This is a genomic window from Actinoplanes italicus, assembly GCF_003001815.1.
GTDB classification, from domain to species: Bacteria; Actinomycetota; Actinomycetes; order Mycobacteriales; family Micromonosporaceae; genus Actinoplanes; species Actinoplanes italicus.
This window is the reverse complement of record NZ_PVMZ01000007.1, coordinates 54,647-69,688: the sequence shown is the minus strand read 5'-3', so window position 1 is coordinate 69,688 and position 15,042 is coordinate 54,647. Positions and strand designations below refer to the sequence as shown.

General features: G+C 72.0%; 12 protein-coding genes. 3 read left to right on the top strand and 9 right to left on the bottom strand.

Annotation, left to right across the window (positions count from 1 at the left end; translation table 11 throughout):
• Nucleotides 1-26 precede the first annotated feature (26 nt).
• The 5 genes from CLV67_RS18465 to CLV67_RS18445 all read right to left on the bottom strand — a co-directional run bounded on the left by CLV67_RS18465 (nucleotide 27) and on the right by CLV67_RS18445 (nucleotide 6,777).
• Complete coding sequence (locus CLV67_RS18465; protein ID WP_106319976.1) at nucleotides 27-3,509, bottom strand: ABC transporter ATP-binding protein/permease; 3,483 nt, start codon at nucleotides 3,507-3,509, stop codon at nucleotides 27-29.
• Between the two features lie 116 nt (nucleotides 3,510-3,625).
• The gene (locus CLV67_RS18460; protein WP_106319974.1) at nucleotides 3,626-4,003 is read right to left on the bottom strand and encodes a VOC family protein; all 378 of its coding nucleotides are present in this window, start codon (nucleotides 4,001-4,003) and stop codon (nucleotides 3,626-3,628) included.
• Nucleotides 4,004-4,051: 48 nt separating this feature from the next.
• Nucleotides 4,052-4,864, bottom strand: a complete 813-nt coding sequence (locus CLV67_RS18455; protein WP_203737168.1) for a class I SAM-dependent methyltransferase — start codon at nucleotides 4,862-4,864, stop codon at nucleotides 4,052-4,054.
• On the bottom strand, nucleotides 4,861-6,042 hold the full coding sequence (locus CLV67_RS18450) for a metallophosphoesterase (RefSeq protein ID WP_170153920.1): 1,182 nt from the start codon (nucleotides 6,040-6,042) through the stop codon (nucleotides 4,861-4,863). Before CLV67_RS18450 ends, CLV67_RS18455 begins: the two co-directional genes overlap by 4 nt.
• Before the next feature lie 57 nt (nucleotides 6,043-6,099).
• Nucleotides 6,100-6,777 (bottom strand): nucleoside/nucleotide kinase family protein, encoded by a 678-nt coding sequence (locus tag CLV67_RS18445; RefSeq protein ID WP_106319970.1) that lies wholly within the window; start codon nucleotides 6,775-6,777, stop codon nucleotides 6,100-6,102.
• Nucleotides 6,778-6,986: 209 nt separating this feature from the next.
• On the opposite strand from CLV67_RS18445, the gene CLV67_RS18440 reads away from it, so the two are divergent.
• Complete coding sequence (locus tag CLV67_RS18440; RefSeq protein ID WP_239166393.1) at nucleotides 6,987-7,832, top strand: ScyD/ScyE family protein; 846 nt, start codon at nucleotides 6,987-6,989, stop codon at nucleotides 7,830-7,832.
• Nucleotides 7,833-8,029: 197 nt separating this feature from the next.
• On the opposite strand, the gene CLV67_RS18435 is transcribed toward CLV67_RS18440, so the two are convergent.
• Nucleotides 8,030-8,686, bottom strand: a complete 657-nt coding sequence (locus CLV67_RS18435) for a hypothetical protein (protein WP_106319966.1) — start codon at nucleotides 8,684-8,686, stop codon at nucleotides 8,030-8,032.
• 270 nt (nucleotides 8,687-8,956) lie between these two features.
• Between CLV67_RS18435 and CLV67_RS18430 the strand changes: the two genes are divergently transcribed.
• Together CLV67_RS18430 and CLV67_RS18425 are read left to right on the top strand one after the other, a co-directional pair.
• Nucleotides 8,957-9,766 carry a polysaccharide deacetylase family protein gene (locus CLV67_RS18430; RefSeq protein WP_146169222.1) on the top strand — a complete coding sequence of 270 codons (810 nt, stop codon included), beginning with the start codon at nucleotides 8,957-8,959 and terminating at the stop codon, nucleotides 9,764-9,766.
• Complete coding sequence (locus CLV67_RS18425) at nucleotides 9,763-10,821, top strand: glycoside hydrolase family 26 protein (protein WP_106319962.1); 1,059 nt, start codon at nucleotides 9,763-9,765, stop codon at nucleotides 10,819-10,821. Before CLV67_RS18430 ends, CLV67_RS18425 begins: the two co-directional genes overlap by 4 nt.
• Here the strand turns inward: CLV67_RS18425 and CLV67_RS18420 are convergent.
• Genes CLV67_RS18420 through CLV67_RS51970 form a run of 3 tightly spaced genes read right to left on the bottom strand, consistent with a single transcriptional unit; the run spans nucleotide 10,811 to nucleotide 14,958 of the window.
• Nucleotides 10,811-11,902 carry a glycoside hydrolase family 26 protein gene (locus CLV67_RS18420; protein WP_106319960.1) on the bottom strand — a complete coding sequence of 364 codons (1,092 nt, stop codon included), beginning with the start codon at nucleotides 11,900-11,902 and terminating at the stop codon, nucleotides 10,811-10,813. The two genes, CLV67_RS18425 and CLV67_RS18420, sit on opposite strands and share 11 nt — an antisense overlap.
• A gap of 24 nt (nucleotides 11,903-11,926) precedes the next feature.
• A complete protein-coding gene (locus tag CLV67_RS18415) occupies nucleotides 11,927-12,712 on the bottom strand; it encodes a DUF1616 domain-containing protein (protein WP_170153919.1) in 786 nt (261 codons plus the stop codon).
• Nucleotides 12,709-14,958: a hypothetical protein gene (locus tag CLV67_RS51970; RefSeq protein ID WP_170153918.1), complete on the bottom strand. Its 2,250-nt coding sequence runs from the start codon at nucleotides 14,956-14,958 to the stop codon at nucleotides 12,709-12,711. Before CLV67_RS51970 ends, CLV67_RS18415 begins: the two co-directional genes overlap by 4 nt.
• Nucleotides 14,959-15,042 lie beyond the last annotated feature (84 nt).

Sequence of the window (15,042 nt, the reverse complement as noted above, 5' to 3'; positions counted from 1 at the left end):
GCGCCGCAGATCACCACGCCGGCGGGTCAGCCGGCCAGGTGGCCCCAGCGGTCGGCCAGTGACGACCAGGGGCCCTGGTCCTCGGCCCGGCCGCCGATCAGCACGACCACCTTGTCGGCCTGGGCCAGGGCGGCCCGTTTCGACGTCGAGCCGACCACGGTCACCCCGTGCGAGCGCAGCGCCTCCCACAGCGCCAGCTCTGTCGTCACGTCCAGCGCGGACGAGACGTCGTCGGCGATCAGCAGCTCGGTCCGCGGGGCGAGCGCCCGGGCCAGCGCCAGCCGCTGCAGCTGGCCGCCGGACAGCCGGGTCCCCTTGTGCCCGATCAGCAGCTGCAACCCGCCACCGGCCGTGGCCAGGTCGTGTTCCAGCTGCGCCACCGACACCGCGCCGGCCGCGTCCACCTCGTGCCCGAGCTGGATGTTGTCGGCCACCGTCCCGGACAGCACCCGGGGCAGCTGGGCGACGTAACCCACCTGGTTCGGGCGCAGGAACAGCTCCGGCTCGTCGACCGGATCGCCGTTCCACCGCAGCTCACCGGTGTGGTGCACGATGCCGGCCAGCGCACGCAGCAGCGACGACTTGCCGGAGCCGACCGGGCCGACCACCAGCACCAGCTCGCCGCGCTCGACGGTCAGGTCGATGTCGCGAACACCCACGGTGCCGTTCTCGTGCACCGCGCTGAAGCCGGACAGCCGCAGCGTGCGCAGCGGGTTACGCGGCGCCGTCGGCGGCGCCGGTGCGGTACCCGCCGAGATGTCCACACCGGGGATGTCGGCCGAGTACTCCGACGTGCCGGTCATCGCGGCCGTCCGGTGGGTCCACACCTTCGCCGACGGGTAGTGCGACACCAGCGACGCCGTCGTCCACGCGAACCAGCGGGCCGAGCCGAGCACCGACACCGCGATCAGCGTCGCCGCCGCGGTCAGGTGACCGCCCAGGTAGAGGCCCCACGCGGCGATCGGCAGCAGCCCGCTCGCGATCGACGGCGTGGACCGCGCCCACACCTGGATCGCGATCTCCCGCCGCTGCAGCTCACTGCGGGTCGCGTCGAGCGACGCCAGGTGCGCCAGCACCGGCTCGGTCGCGCCCGCGAGTTTCACCGTGCGCGCCGCCGACAGCGACGACACCAGAGACGTGGCGAACGCCGCCCGTGCCGCCACGGTCCGCCGGGCCGCCCGCTCCAGCCGCGGCCCGAACAGGGTCGCCGCCAGACCGGAGAGCACCATCGTGCCGGCGAAGAAAAGGCCCGGCACGATCGACTGCGAGAACACCGTCATCGACACCAGCGCGAAGATCGCGACGGTGTTGTCGATCAGGTTGTCGGCGAGCTGAACCACGCGTTCGGTGTCGCCGCCCTGTGCCACCACCTCGGCCGGGGTGTGCTTGCTGACCCGGCGCGGCCCGATCTGGCCGTGTGTGAGGCGCAGGCTGATCCGCAGCATCTGCCGCACCCACCACTCCGGGAACCAGGCCCCGGTGTAGTAGAGCGACGGGATCAGCGCCAGCAGGCCGGCCGCGATGCCGAGCGCCGGCAACAGCGGGTCGCCCATACCGTCGACCACGTTCACCCAGAGCAGCGGCAGGACCGCCCCGTCGAAGCCGAGCAGCACCAGCACCAGGAAGAACCCGCACGCGGCCAGGCCGTACCGCTTGTCGTTCATGGCGAGCCGCAGGATCTCCCGCATGGTGCGGGCCTTCGGCGGATCGGGCAGAGCCGGCGGTTCCACCGTGGGCAGCGGGTTCGACAGCGCGTCCGGCCCGAGCTCCTCGCGCATCGCGGTGTCCCAGTCGCGTTCGGCCAGCAGCACCCCGCCGCCGGACGTGTTCGCCGCCGGCACCGCCAGGTTGCTGCTCGCCATCAGCTCGGCGAACCGCTGCGACTCGCGCAGCGGGCCCGACTCCAGGACCGCGCCGTCGGCCAGCACGACCACCTCGTCGCAGCGCTGCACCGACGAGAGCCGGTGCGCCACGATCACGCCGATCCGGCCCTCCAGCAGCCGGTCGGTGGCCCGCTGCACCCACGACTCGGTGACCGGGTCCATCCGGGCGGTGGCCTCGTCGAGGATCACCACCTGCGGGTCGCGGACCAGGATCCGCGCGAACGCCACCAGCTGCTCCTGGCCGGCGGAGAGCTTGTAGCCGCCCTCGCCGAGTTTGGTGTCCACGCCGTCCGGCAGTCCGGCGACCCAGCTGCTCAGGCCGAGCTCGTCCAGCGCGGCACCGGCCCCGGGTAGCAGCTCGCGGTCGAACAGCGCGATGTTCTCGGCCAGCGAGCCGGACAGGATCTCGGTGCGCTGCGGCACGATCGCGGTCCGCCGGCGCAGGCCCTCGACGCCGATGTCGTTGAGGTCGACGCCGCCCAGGAACACCGTGCCGGGCGGCACGTCCACCGCCCTGGTCAGGATCTTGGCCAGAGTGGACTTGCCGGAGCCGGTGCGGCCGATCAGCGCGTACGACCGGCCGCGCGCGAAGGTCACGGACACGTCCCGCAGAGCAGGAGGCCGCCCGCTGTCCGCCTCGCCGTATCGGAACGTGAGGTTGCGTACGACAAGGTCGCCGTCGACGGCCTCGACACCCTCGGACGGCTCCTGCGGCACCTCGGCGAGCAGCCGTACCCGGCTCCAGGCGCCGAGCGCGTTCTGGATCTCGGGAACCATCCGGGTGAGGTGCTCCAGGGTGCCGCCGAAACCGAGCGCCAGCAGCCACACCGCGGTCAGCCGCGCCGCGTCGATGTGCCCGGCGGCCAGCGCCCAGGCCCCGGCCACGACGAGCCCGGCGATCAGCGTCCGGCTGATGCCGCCCGCGGTCGTCGTGACCTTCGCCGACATCCGCCACACCCGGCGGCCGCGGCGCAGCACCTCGGCCGAGCGCAGGGCGTAGAGGCGGCGGACGTACGGCGCGGCCAGGCTCGTACGCACGTCGTCCTGCCCGTGGATGGCCTCCTCCATCACCGCGGCCAGGTCGGACCAGGCCTCCTCCTCGGCGATGCGGACCGGGCCGATCCGCTGGACCGGTTTGTTCATCACGACGAACAGCAGCGCGCCCACGGCGATCATCGCGAGCGCGGCCGGCCACCAGACGAAGAACGTGGTGACCACCGACAGCGACGCCACCGCGATCGACTGGGCCAGGCGCACGCCGCTGCCGCGCAGCTCGGCGCCGACCTGGTAGACGTCGGAGTCGATGCGGTCGAGCAGCTCGCCGACCGGGGTGTTCTCCAGGGTCGGGATGTCCTGGCCGAACGCGACCCGGTTGAGTTCACGCCGGGTGCCCGCCGCCCAGTCGGCGGTCAGTCGCGCCACCACGAGTCCGACGGTGACGTCGCTGAGGACGGCGGCGACCAGGGCGACGGCCAGCACGGTGAAGAGGGGTATCGATCGATCGACGAGCACCGGGCCGGCCAGGGCTAACGAAGCCGCCGAACCGGACGCGCCGATGACTATCAGGAAGGCGACGAGGGCGGTGCGACTCCGGCTCGTGGCCCACAGGTCGCGGAGCAGACGCATGAAGGATCCTCGCAGCGGTAGGGGAAGGCGGTGCTTCCATCCTGCTCGGCCCCTAGACCACTGCTCAACAGGTTTATTCCTGGCATATCACCCACGCGACCGGGTCCATTCAGGACCTAGCCGTTCGGGCGGTACGGGATGGCCTGCAGCGTCCAGCTGTTGCCGTCCGGATCGCGGAAATTGACGAATCGGCCCCACGGCTGCTCGTCGATCTCGCTCGCCTCGACGCCGGCCTCGACCAGCTGCTTGCGGGCGGCGTCCGCGTCCGCCACGACGACCTGGATCTCCTGCGTCCCCGGCGTCTTCTCGGTGAGCCCGGTGCCGATCGCGATGGAGCACGCCGAACCCGGCGGGGTGAGCTGCACGAACCGCAGGCCCTCGTGCACCGTGTGGTCGTGATCGGCGTTGAAGCCGATCCGCTCGTAGAACGCCTTGGCCCGATCCACATCGGTCACGGGCACCGGGATGAGCTCGATCTTCCACGTTGCTGTCATGAGTTCATCCTGTCGCCGATTGCGGCCACTTCCTGACCGCTGCGCGAATCAGGGCACGAATCCGACACCCAGGACGGCGGCGGTCGGCAGGGCGAGCACGCCGTCGGGCGAACGGTAGGGAGCGGTCCGTGCGTCGTACTCCGACCGGATCCTGGCGATCGTCTCCGGCGTCTGCCGGCGCAACAGGTGCCCCTTGAGGCCGATCCCGGCGGCCGGCCCGTTCCACCAGGCCTCCGCCGGGATGTGCTGCGTCCAGGCGACCGTGCGGCAGCCGATGTCCTTCAGGCCGGCCGCGTCCATCAAACCCGCAAGACCCGATGTCGTACGTGCGAAGTCGTGCTCCGGGGCCAGTCGTGGCAGGTCGCCGGGCCGCACCACCCCGGCGGCGTCGAAGATCTCGTCCCAGAGCCGCTGCGCCTCGGGAAGCGGCTGCGGCCAGATCGTCACCGCGACCCGTCCGCCCGGCCGCACGACCCGCCCCATCCCGGACAGGGCGGCGGCCGGCGTACCCACGTGGTTGAGCACGAAGTTGGCCACCGCCACGTCGAAGGTGTCGTCCGGGAACGGCAGGCCGGGCAGCACGCCGTGCCGGAACTCGGCCCCGGGCACCCGCCGGGCGGCCAGCTCGACCATGCTCGGCTCGGCGTCGACGCCGGTCACCGCGGCGCCCCGCTCATCGGCCAGGCCGGCCACCGTGCCCGGCCCGGTGCCCACGTCGAGCATCCGGGTGCCGGCGGTGACCTCTGCCGCGTCGAGCAGCGCCGTCGCCGTGCCGGCGCAGAGCACCGCGAGATTGTCCTGGTAGACGTCGGCCTGCCCGGCCCACATCGCGCGCTCGTAGTCGTCGAACGAGGCGGTCACCGGGTGGAGCGCAGGATCAGCAGAGTGATCTCGCTCGGCGCGAAGATGCGGAACGGCGGGCCCCAGAACCCGGTGCCGCGGCTGGTGTAGAGCTGGGTCCGCTCGGAGTGCCGGGACAGCCCCTGCAAGCTCGGCTGGTCGGTGAGGACCAGGTAGTGGAACGGCCACATCTGACCGCCGTGGGTGTGCCCGGACAGCTGCAGGTCGATGCCGTGCGCGACCGCGTCCTTGATCTGCTGCGGCTGGTGGGCCAGCAGCAGCACCGGCAGATCGGGGTCGGCCCCGGCCAGGGCGGCCTCGTGGTCGGTCCGGTGACCGGGCAGGCCCGAGCCGCCCGCGGTGCGGTCGTCGACCCCGGCGACCACCAGGGAGTCGCCGCCACGGGTGACCACGAGGTGGCGATTGTGCAGCGTCTCCCAGCCGAGGTGCTCCATGTGCTCGACCCAGCCCTGGGCGCCGCTGTGGTACTCGTGGTTGCCGGTCACGTAGACACGGGCGAACCGGGCCCGGATGTCGCCGAGCGGAGCGGCCATCTCCAGACGCTGCTCGACGAGGCCGTCGGCGATGTCACCGGTGTGCGCCACGATGTCCGCGTCGAGGGAATTGACCACCTCGGTGACGCCGCGCGACCAGCGGGAGCGGTCGATCGGGCCGTAGTGCGTGTCGGTGATCAGCGCCACCCTCAGCCCGTCGAGGCCGGGACCGAGCCGGGAGATCGTCACCTCGACCTCGCGTACCCGGGAGACCCGCATCGCCTCGTGGTGACCCCAGGCCAGCAGGACCACGGAGATCAGCACCACACCGGCCGACACCACGCGGGACCGGACCGGGTCCTCGACACCGAGGACGGCCAGCAGCAGTCCGGCGAGCTGGCCGATGATCGACCAGGTGAACAGCACCCAGATCACGCCGAGCAGGGTGTCGGCGATCCGGGACTCGCGATCGCGATGACCGCCGTGCCCGCGGAACATCAGCCACGGGAAGCCCCCGGCGACCGCGACGAACAGCAGCGTGCCGGCCACGAAGACCGGTGCCGGCCAGTCGTTGCCGGACCAGACCAGAGTCGCCCACGGCACGCCGAACAGCAGCGACAGCACCGCGACCAGCACCAGACCGAAACGCGCGAACCGTGGTCCACGCCTGCGCGGCTCGGTCTCGACAGCCTCACCCACCGACATGACGGCAAGCATGCCACCCGCTCGTTTCAGCGCCCACCGGCAACCCTCAGCCGGCTCTCAGGATGGCGGGCCGCCCAGCCCGGCGATCACCTCGGACGGCACGATCAGGTCGGCCCGTGACCGGGTGGCCGCGATCAGCTCGGCGTTGCGCTCGTCGGTGCCGGTCGCCCAGGCCCGCGCGGCCGCGGGCTCCTTGCCGAACCGGACGTGGCGGTCGACCAGCCGCCGCAACCGCTCGCCGGGTTCCAGATCGGCGTACCAGACCTCGCTCAGCAGCTCCCGCACCGGTGTCCATGGCGGCTCGTCGAGCAGCAGATAGTTCCCCTCGGTGACGATCAGCCGGGCGGACCGCGGCACGCCGATGCTCGCGGCGATCGGTTGCTCCAGGACCCGTTCGAAGCCCGGCGCGTAGATCATCTCGTCCCGGTCCTCGAGCAGCCGCCGCAGCAGGGCCGCGTACCCGTAGGCGTCGAAGGTGTCCGGTGCGCCCTTGCGGTCGCGCCGCCCGAGCCGGTCCAGCTCGACGTCGGCGAGGTGGAAGCCGTCCATCGGCACGTGTGCCACCCAGTCCGCCTCCAGCCCGGCCGGCGGTCCGGAGGCGAGGGCCGCGACGAGCTCGGCGGCGAGGGTGGTCTTGCCGGCCGCGGGCGGGCCCGCGATGCCGAGCACGGCCCGCCGCCCGTTCCCGGTCAGCGCGCGGGCCCGGGCCACGAGATCGGGGAACGTGCGCCTCATTCCGTGACCGTACCGGTCCCTCCCCCGGGGTCGGATTCACGACTCCCGGGCTTGAACGGCCGTTCGGGCGATGTGGAGGCGCCGGGGTGGGGGCAGAGCCTGGTCGAGGATTGTCGATTACACGGGGGACTCACTTGATCACATTCCGTTCATGTTTTGCTGCACTTGTTGCGGGCTCGAGCCTGCTGGCGGGCGATCCGGGACCGCCGATGCCGATGCCGATACCGGCCCGGCCCGCGGTGGAGGTGGTCGCGCGCGGTCTCGACAGCCCGCGCGGTCTCGCCTTCGGACCACGCGGGGAGCTGTACGTCGCGGAGGCCGGGCGGGGCGGTCCCTGTCGTGCCGAGGCCGGCGGCGTGGTCTGCAGCGGCCGGTCGGGCGCGATCACCATGGTCGAATTCGGTCGCCAGTGGCGGGTGGTATCGGGTCTGCCGTCACTCGTGTCACCGGACGGCGCCGGTGTGGCCGGCCCGTCGGACGTGGTGGCCGGCGCCGGCGGCGAGCCGATCCTGACGGTGGGCGCCGACGCGCGGCTCTATCGTGGCGGGAACGTGCTGACGGGGGTCGGCGGTGATCCGGTCGCGCTCCTCGACAACACGCGCGGGTGGCTGGTTGTCGACGCGCAGAGCCGGGCGGTGCGCCGGGTGACGCCGCGCGGGCGGGTCCAGACGGTCGCGGTCCTGCCCGATCGGACGCCGCTGACGCCCGGTTCGATCACCCGGGGCCCGGACGGCGCCTGGTTCGTCGGCGAGATGTTCCACCTCGCCACGGTACGGCCCGGAGCCGCCCGAATCTGGCGCGTCGAGCCCGGCCGTGTCCCGGTGGTGTGGGCGGAGGGCTTCACCAGCATCGTCGACGTGGCCTGGTCACCGGACGGCGGCCTCTACGTCCTGGACCGCGACGCCCTGTTCCGGATCGGTCCCGACCACGCGCGCCGCCTGATCGCCACCGGCCTCGACGACCCGGGCGGTCTGGCGCTCCGGGGCGGCCACGCCTACGTCTCCACCTGCAGCACCTGCAACGACACCGGAGCCGTACTGCGCATCCGCCTCTGACATCCGGCCGCCGCGGACCGCCCCGCCCGCAGGCCGCCTCCCGGAACCGGCTGTGGCGTGCCGCTGTCTCAGCGTGCTTGAGGCAGCGGTACGCCACAGCCGGTGACCCGGCGCTGCAGCCCGTGAGGCGCCTTGCCGGGCGTGAGTCTCGCCCTCGTCGCGTGCGGAGCCCGGGACCTTCGCAGGTCGTACGAAATCTAAGGGTGTAGACCTAGACGCAGACCGGCGACGCCCGCGGGGGAGAGCGGCCGGGCCGTGGCCCGGGTGAGGTCGGAGCGGATCGCGTCCGGGAGTTCGTCGCCGAGCGCGCAGAGCGCCGGGAACAGGTCGAGGACCTGGCGGTGGCTGAGCGCGCCGGTGCCGATGAGCAGCCCGTTGAGGGCGGTCGGGCTCTGCGTGAGGCTCATGCAGAGTTCCTGGCGCCAGGCCGGATCGTGGACGTGGTCGGGGAACTCCCGGGCGATGCGGTTGCCGGACGGGGCGCGCAGGCCGCCGAGGGCGGTCTGCCGGAAGCGCGCGACGCTCGGGGCGAGGCGGCAGGCGATGCCGAGGCGGCGGGCCAGCTGCGGCACGGTGAGCACGTCGAGGCCGGAGGCGCAGCGCTCGCAGAGGCGTTCGTAGGTCTTGGCGTGGATCACGGACGCCGGGCGCTGGCAGGCGCCGTCGAGCCCGCATATGGGGTCGAGGATCACCTCGGTGAGGGTGCCCTCGTGGTCGAAGCGGCCGACGGCGAAGTAGGTCGCCGGGGCGGTGCGGTAGTGGGCCAGCGCAGCGCGTGCGCTGGCGTAGCCGTCTGGGTCGACGCCGATGCGTGGCACGCCGGCTTCGGTGTGCAGCTGAATGAGGCGGAACATGGTGCGCGCTCCCGGGGTTAGAGCGGTTTCGGTGTCCTCCTCCGATACGTCTCCCGTTGCGCTTCGGTTCACTTGTCACTTGGAGTAGTGATCGTGTGACGCCATTCGCGCTGGTAGGAGAGTCGGAGGACCCCGGACGTTACTCGCTGTAGTGTGAAATGGCTAGAGGACCAGTCGAACGGATGAGTCAGACCGACGGTCACGGTTGGTAACGTCCGTGGCCGGAAAGCGCTGGTCAGGCGCCCGAGGAAAAGATCATGGGGGGACGCGGTGACCGCTACAGTGGCCCGAACGTGGACCACGCTGCCCGCGCTGATGTACCACTCGGTCTCCGCGGTCGGTGGACCGCTGCGTGACCTGGCGGTGCCGCCGGAGCGTCTGGCCGAGCAGCTCGAAGCGCTCGGCGACGCCGGGTACCGCCTCGTCGGGCTGACCGAGGCGCTCGACCTGCTGGGCGCCGGCAGCACCGCGAAGATGGTGGCGGTCACCTTCGACGACGGCTACCGCGACTTCCTCACCGAGGGCGTGCCGGTCCTGCAGAAGACCGGCGCGGGCGCCACCCTGTACGCCTCCGTCGGCCACCTCGGCGGCCACGCCGGCTGGCTCGGCCGCTGGTCGCCCGACTTCGGGCCCATGCTCACCTGGGCGGAGCTCGACGAGGTCGCGGCCTCCGGCATCGAGATCGGCAACCACAGCCTGATTCACCACCCGCTCGACGTGCTCTCCCCACGTCAGCTGCGCGACGAGGTGGTGAGCAGCCGCGACCAGCTCGAACAGCGGCTGCAGCGGCGGGTGCGCTCGTTCGCCTACCCGCACGGCTACAACAGCGGCCTGGTCCGCCGGACCGTCGAGCGGTCCGGGCACGACAACGCGACCGAGGTCGGCCGGCGGGTGCACACCCCGTCCGAGCGCCGGTTCGCCGTGCCGCGCTTCCAGCCCACCCCGGACCACACCGGCGCCGACCTGGTCCGCCTCATCGAGGGCGGCACGCCGCTGTCCGCCCGGCTCAGGCAGTGCGCCCAGCCCGGCTGGCGGATGGTGCGCCGGCTGGCCCGCGGGGCAGGGCGGAACCTGGCATGACGGCCGGGCAGCGCCGCCGCGACGAGAGTGTCAGCCGCCGGGGCCTGCTCGGCCTGGCCGGGCTCGGCGTGGCCTCCGCGGCCGGGGCGTTCGGCATGTGGAAGGCCGCGTCCCGGGAGGCCCCGGTCACGGTCAGCGGTACACCCACCGCGCCACCGGCCTCGGCCGCGCCGACCCCGGCGCCGTTCGCCGACAAGGGGCCGTGGAAGCTCGGCGGCTCGGTGCCGTACGTGGCGGGCAAGGCCATGCTCGGCTCCTACCTGAGCCTGGACCGGATGAGCTACCCCGACGCGGTCGAGCTGCGCCGCAAGCAGCTCGGCCGCGACCAGCGGATCACGCACGTCTTCTACGCCTGGCCGGACCGGCTGCCCACGAAGATCGAGGGCATGCCGAAGAAGTCCGTGCCGATGGTGTCCTGGCGCGGCCCGCGCTACGAGAAGATCCTCAGCGGCGACTCCGACGACCTGATCGCCGCGGCCGGGCGCCGGATCCGGGACCTGGACCGGCCCGTGCTGCTGCGCTGGGGCTGGGAGATGAACGGCCGCTGGTACGAGTGGAGCGGTTTCCAGAACGGGCAGGACCCGGCGGGCTACGTCAAGTGCTTCAAGCACATCCGCAAGATCTTCGACGCCGAGGGGGCCGACAACGTCTCCTGGGTGTGGAGCCCGAACTGGAACTCGGCGCCGCCGGACGAGTGGAACCGGATGGACGCGTACTACCCGGGTGACAAGTACGTCGACTGGGTGGGCGTCTCGGGCTACAACCTGAACCAGGAGTCGCCGGCCACGCTCTTCGATCCGGTCTACCGGAAGTACTCGAACCGCAAGCCCATCATGCTCACCGAGGTGGCGGCGAAGGATCACGGGGGGACCAGCAAAGAAGATTGGATCAAGGACTTCTCGGCGTACGTCGAGCAGCGTCCCGCGATCGGCGGAGTCGTCTGGTTCGACACCGACACCCACGACGCGTACACCGAGCACTGGCGCATCGACACCCGGCCCGAGTCGGCGGCCGCGTTCAAGGCGATGGCCGCGAGCCCGCGGTTCAGCGCTTGAACAGCTCGGTGTAGACCTCGGACGAGCCGGTGTTCGGCAGGCACTTCGGGTCGTCCGGGCGCAGGATCGCCGACTGTGAGAAGTCGCCGTCACAGCGCTGGAACCAGGCCTCGTAGACCAGGTACGGCGCGTGCCCGGCGAACCACTCGTGCATCCAGCGCACGAAGTCCGGGTTGTCCCTGCCGGCGTCCCCGGTCGGCATGACACCCCACTCGCCGACCGAGAACAGCTTGCCATGGGCGCGGGCGAAGTCGAAGAGCCAGTCCAGGCCTTCCGGCTCGGCCGCCGTACGGTCGAAGTCGGCCTTCGTCGGTGACCAGGGATGGTGGTCGTAGTTGTCGATGCCGACGATGTCGACGTAGTCGTCGCCCGGGTAGCAGTTGGTGCTCAGCCCGCCGCACAGCACATCCGGCGTGTTGTGCCCGTTGATCGTCCAGTCGAGCACGACCTGCGGGTTCGTCTCCCGGATCGCGTCCGCCGCGGTCCGGTAGCAGGCGATGTAGTCCTCGGTGGAAAGGCCCCGCCAGGCCATCGACGACTCGTTCATCTCCCAGCCGAGGCGCACGATCGAGTCACCGCGGCCGTGTTTCACCATGAGCGCGCCGAAGTCGCGCCAGTTCTGGTCGTAGTCGCCGGCCGCGCAGGCGGCGACCAGCTTCTCGCCCTTGTCGGGCACGAGCGCCTGGGAGATCACCAGGACGCCGTCGAAGTCGGCGAAGAACTCGAACACCCAGTCGGACTCGCGCGTCATCGCGTCGTAGTCGGTGCGGTCGGTGTAGGTCTGCGCCATCGTGCAGGGGCGGCCCCGGTCGGTGCAGAACTCGGTGACCGAGGCGGTGTTCAGGACCGGGAAGCCGTTGACCCCGGACAGGCCGTGCTCACCCGGCCAGGATCCGGCCTCCCGGGTGAGACTCAGGTGCGCGCGGGCCGACCGGGGACCCGTTCCGGCGGCCGGGCCCGGCTGCGGCACGGGACGCTCGTCGGTGCTGTGGCAACCGGCGATGCCGATGATGAGGACGGCGACTCCGGCGGCGGCCGTCCCGAGGCGGCCGCGCCGGGACGCGGCCGGGACGTCCGGCATGCGGGCGGCTCCAGGTCTGCGGCGCTACTGGCTGGCGATGATCAGCGTACGGAACGCGGTGGCGTCCCCACCCCGGAACAGGTTCACGACGATCCGTTCGTCGCCCGGCACGGTGACCTGCCCGGTCCAGGCGCCGTCGCCGTCCGGCGCGACGTCACGGGTGCCGAGCTGCGCGCCGCTGTCGCCGATCCACACCATCCGCCACGGCCCGTCGATGGACTTCAGGCCGCTCGCCGACACCTGGAGGACCCGGTTGCCGGCGGTGTCCACCGGTCCCGGCGGCGCGGCCGACAGGCTGCTGACCGCGACGTCGTAGGTGTCGACCGAGTCGGCGTACGACCACACCCCGGCCCCGGCGACGAGCAGCACCGCCAGGGTCAGCGGCAGCACGTCCCGGATCAGCCGCTCCTGGGAGACGAGCTTCGTGGGAGCGGGGGTGGTCGCCGGAGGGGAGTCGTCCGACTCCCCGGCCCGCAGCGTGCGGTAGTAGGCGACCCCGGTGGCGATCAGCGTGGTGACCGCGCAGACCAGGGTCCAGCTGGTCCGGTTCAGGTGCCCGCCGACGCTCCACAGGCCCAGGCCGCCGAGCACCAGCACGACCAGGCTCAGCGACGGCACCAGCACGGCCCGTTCGGTCAGCCCGACGTCCCGGCGCCCGGGCCGGAACACCGCCTCGTTGAGCGCCAGTCCCGGCAGTACGAAGGCCAGCAGCAGACCGCCCGGCAGCGACACCGCGAGCGGCCCGAACTCCACGGCCACGGCCGCCGCGACCGTCAGGCCGGCGAGGACACCGGCGCGTACCGGATTCACGGGCGCCCCAATCGGTAGATCCGTACCGTGCCGTTGTCGTAGAGACGCGACACCGGCTCGAGGTCGTCGAACTTGCCGAGCTGCTCGTCGCTGAGCGGCTCGGTGATCCGCCCGGCCATCGGGTCGGACTGGAAGTAGGCGTTGTCGGCCGGCACCCGGTCGCCGAGGCGGTGGTCGACCACCAGGTAGTCGATGGCGAGCTGCCGGACGATCTCCGTCTCGGCCGGGGTCCACGCGTTCGCGTAGAACAGTTCACCCACCTCACGGACCGGGTCGATCCGCCCGTACGTCGAGGACAGCGCCACCGCGGTGATGTCACCGCCGACCCGTGCCGTCCGTGGCAGGTTCGCCTCCTGCCAGTGGGCCGCCGCCACGCCGAAGGCGTCCACCGACCGCTCGTAGGAGGCCGGCATGTACGGGCCGGGCAGCAGCGCGGACACCGGCGGCCAGCCACCGGTGCGGGCGCCGATCATCAGCAGCGTGATCAGCGTCGTGCCGACGTACACCTGGCGCGACAGCCGCCGCCCGGTGGTGACCGCGACCCCCGGCGGCGGCACCGACAGCCACCGGCGGCCGTTCTCGTCCCTGGCCGGGACGATCTGCACCGCGTGCACGATCGCGATCGCCGCGATGATCGAGATGGGGACGTAGGTGAAGGTCGACAGCCGCCCGGCGATCTCCGGCCCGCCCGAGCCGAGGAACCGGGCCCCGTTGCCGGCGAAGAACGCGGCCCCGCCGACCAGGGCCGCCCAGCGCCAGGTGTCGCGGTCCCTGCGCAGGATCATGTCGCGGGCCACCGCCAGGAAGAGCACGAGCAGGCCCAGCAGGCCGAGACCCTGCACGGCGAGCTGCAGCAGCGGTACCGCGTCGGCCGTGCCCGCCTCCCCGCCGGCGGCGCCGCCGAACATCTGGTTCAGCGCCGCGGCAAGCCGCTGCACCGGGGCCTCGAGGTAGGAGATGACGTCGCGGGCCACGAAGCCGATCCAGCCGGCCACCACGGCCAGCGCGACAGCCGGCGGGATCAGCGTCGCCCACGGGCGTGGCCGTTCCAGGGCCAGCTCGGTGAGCGACAGCAGCAACAACGTCGCGAACAGGGCGAACGCGGTGACGTGATGGCTCACCGTGGTCATCACGATGCCCGTCACGACCAGCGCCAGGAACTTCGGCCCGCCGCCCGTGCGCCACCTGCGGTGCGCCCAGACGGTGAGCATGAAGTACGGCAACGCCGCTGTCGCGTACAGGAACATCGAATTGAAGAAGAGATAGTGCATGGCCGTCGCGTAGGTCACGCAGGCGACACCCGCCATCGCGGGGGAGTGGCTGGCGCGCAGCACGGCCGCGAACAGCCAGCCCACGAAGATCAGGTGCGCGACGCCGGCGACGATGATCCCGGCCGCGGTCACCGGCAGGCCGGTGAGCAGCGACAACCCGGCGCCCATCTCGGCCAGTCCGGGAAAGTGCACGGCCGGTGGCAGCGCGTTGTTCTGCCGGAACAGGTCGCCGGACTCGGTGATCAGGGTGGTGGCCAGCCAGTGCTGCAGCTCGTCGGGGAACCGGAACTGGTCCGGGCTGTACATCCACTTCAGCATGTACTGGTTCGCGGCCAGGCCCATCACCAGCACGAACGACTCGGCAACCCCGGCGAGACGGCTGAGCAGCCGGAACACGACCGGGGAGAAGACGATGACCTGCCCGATCCAGTACGCGGTCATGGCCCAGGCCGTCTCGTGGCGGCCTCCGGCGTACGCCAGGGCGACCAGCACCACGCCGAAGCTGGAGAGCGCCAGCACCCAGGGCGCCCAGCCCAGTCCGGCCGGCCGGGTCTTCCCGGGCTCGGGTTCGGCGGGCAGCCGGATGACGACGGTCTCGTCGCGGGAGATCTTCTCCACGGCCACGGCCACGGCGCGACCGGCGGACTTCTTGGCGGCCTGCGGCAGGCGGATGACGACGGTGTCGTCGCCGGCCTGCTTGCGGACCGTGGTCAGCGCGTTGGCGGCCTTCGGCTTGGCGGCGGCGGATTTGGGAGGACTGGGCAGCCGGATGATGACGGTGTCGTCGCCGACGGTCTTCTTCTTCGTAGCCGTGCCGGTCTTGGCCGGTGACCCGGGCAGCCGGATGATCACCGTGTCGTCGGCGGGCTTCTTCACCGCCGGGATCACGACCGTCTCGTCGGGTCGCGCGTCTGCCGGTTCCGCAGCCGCCTCCTCCGGCGTCCGATCCTTGTCGGACGTCGGCTGGTCCCCCATGGAAAGACCCTCCACAGATCGAGCGCAGGCGCCGGCCGCCCGTGTCCCGGTGCTCGGGGCACGGGCGGGCGGCGCCCGGGTGAA

Excerpts from the sequence above, each read along its gene's own strand:
- CLV67_RS18465 (WP_106319976.1), bottom strand. The coding sequence starts at position 3,509 with ATGCGTCTGCTCCGCGACCTGTGGGCCACGAGCCGGAGTCGCACCGCC.
- CLV67_RS18460 (WP_106319974.1), bottom strand. The coding sequence starts at position 4,003 with ATGACAGCAACGTGGAAGATCGAGCTCATCCCGGTGCCCGTGACCGAT.
- CLV67_RS18450 (WP_170153920.1), bottom strand. The coding sequence starts at position 6,042 with ATGTCGGTGGGTGAGGCTGTCGAGACCGAGCCGCGCAGGCGTGGACCA.
- CLV67_RS18445 (WP_106319970.1), bottom strand. The coding sequence starts at position 6,777 with ATGAGGCGCACGTTCCCCGATCTCGTGGCCCGGGCCCGCGCGCTGACC.
- CLV67_RS18440 (WP_239166393.1), top strand. The coding sequence starts at position 6,987 with ATGCCGATGCCGATACCGGCCCGGCCCGCGGTGGAGGTGGTCGCGCGC.
- CLV67_RS18435 (WP_106319966.1), bottom strand. The coding sequence starts at position 8,686 with ATGTTCCGCCTCATTCAGCTGCACACCGAAGCCGGCGTGCCACGCATC.
- CLV67_RS18425 (WP_106319962.1), top strand. The coding sequence starts at position 9,763 with ATGACGGCCGGGCAGCGCCGCCGCGACGAGAGTGTCAGCCGCCGGGGC.
- CLV67_RS18420 (WP_106319960.1), bottom strand. The coding sequence starts at position 11,902 with ATGCCGGACGTCCCGGCCGCGTCCCGGCGCGGCCGCCTCGGGACGGCC.
- CLV67_RS51970 (WP_170153918.1), bottom strand. The coding sequence starts at position 14,958 with ATGGGGGACCAGCCGACGTCCGACAAGGATCGGACGCCGGAGGAGGCG.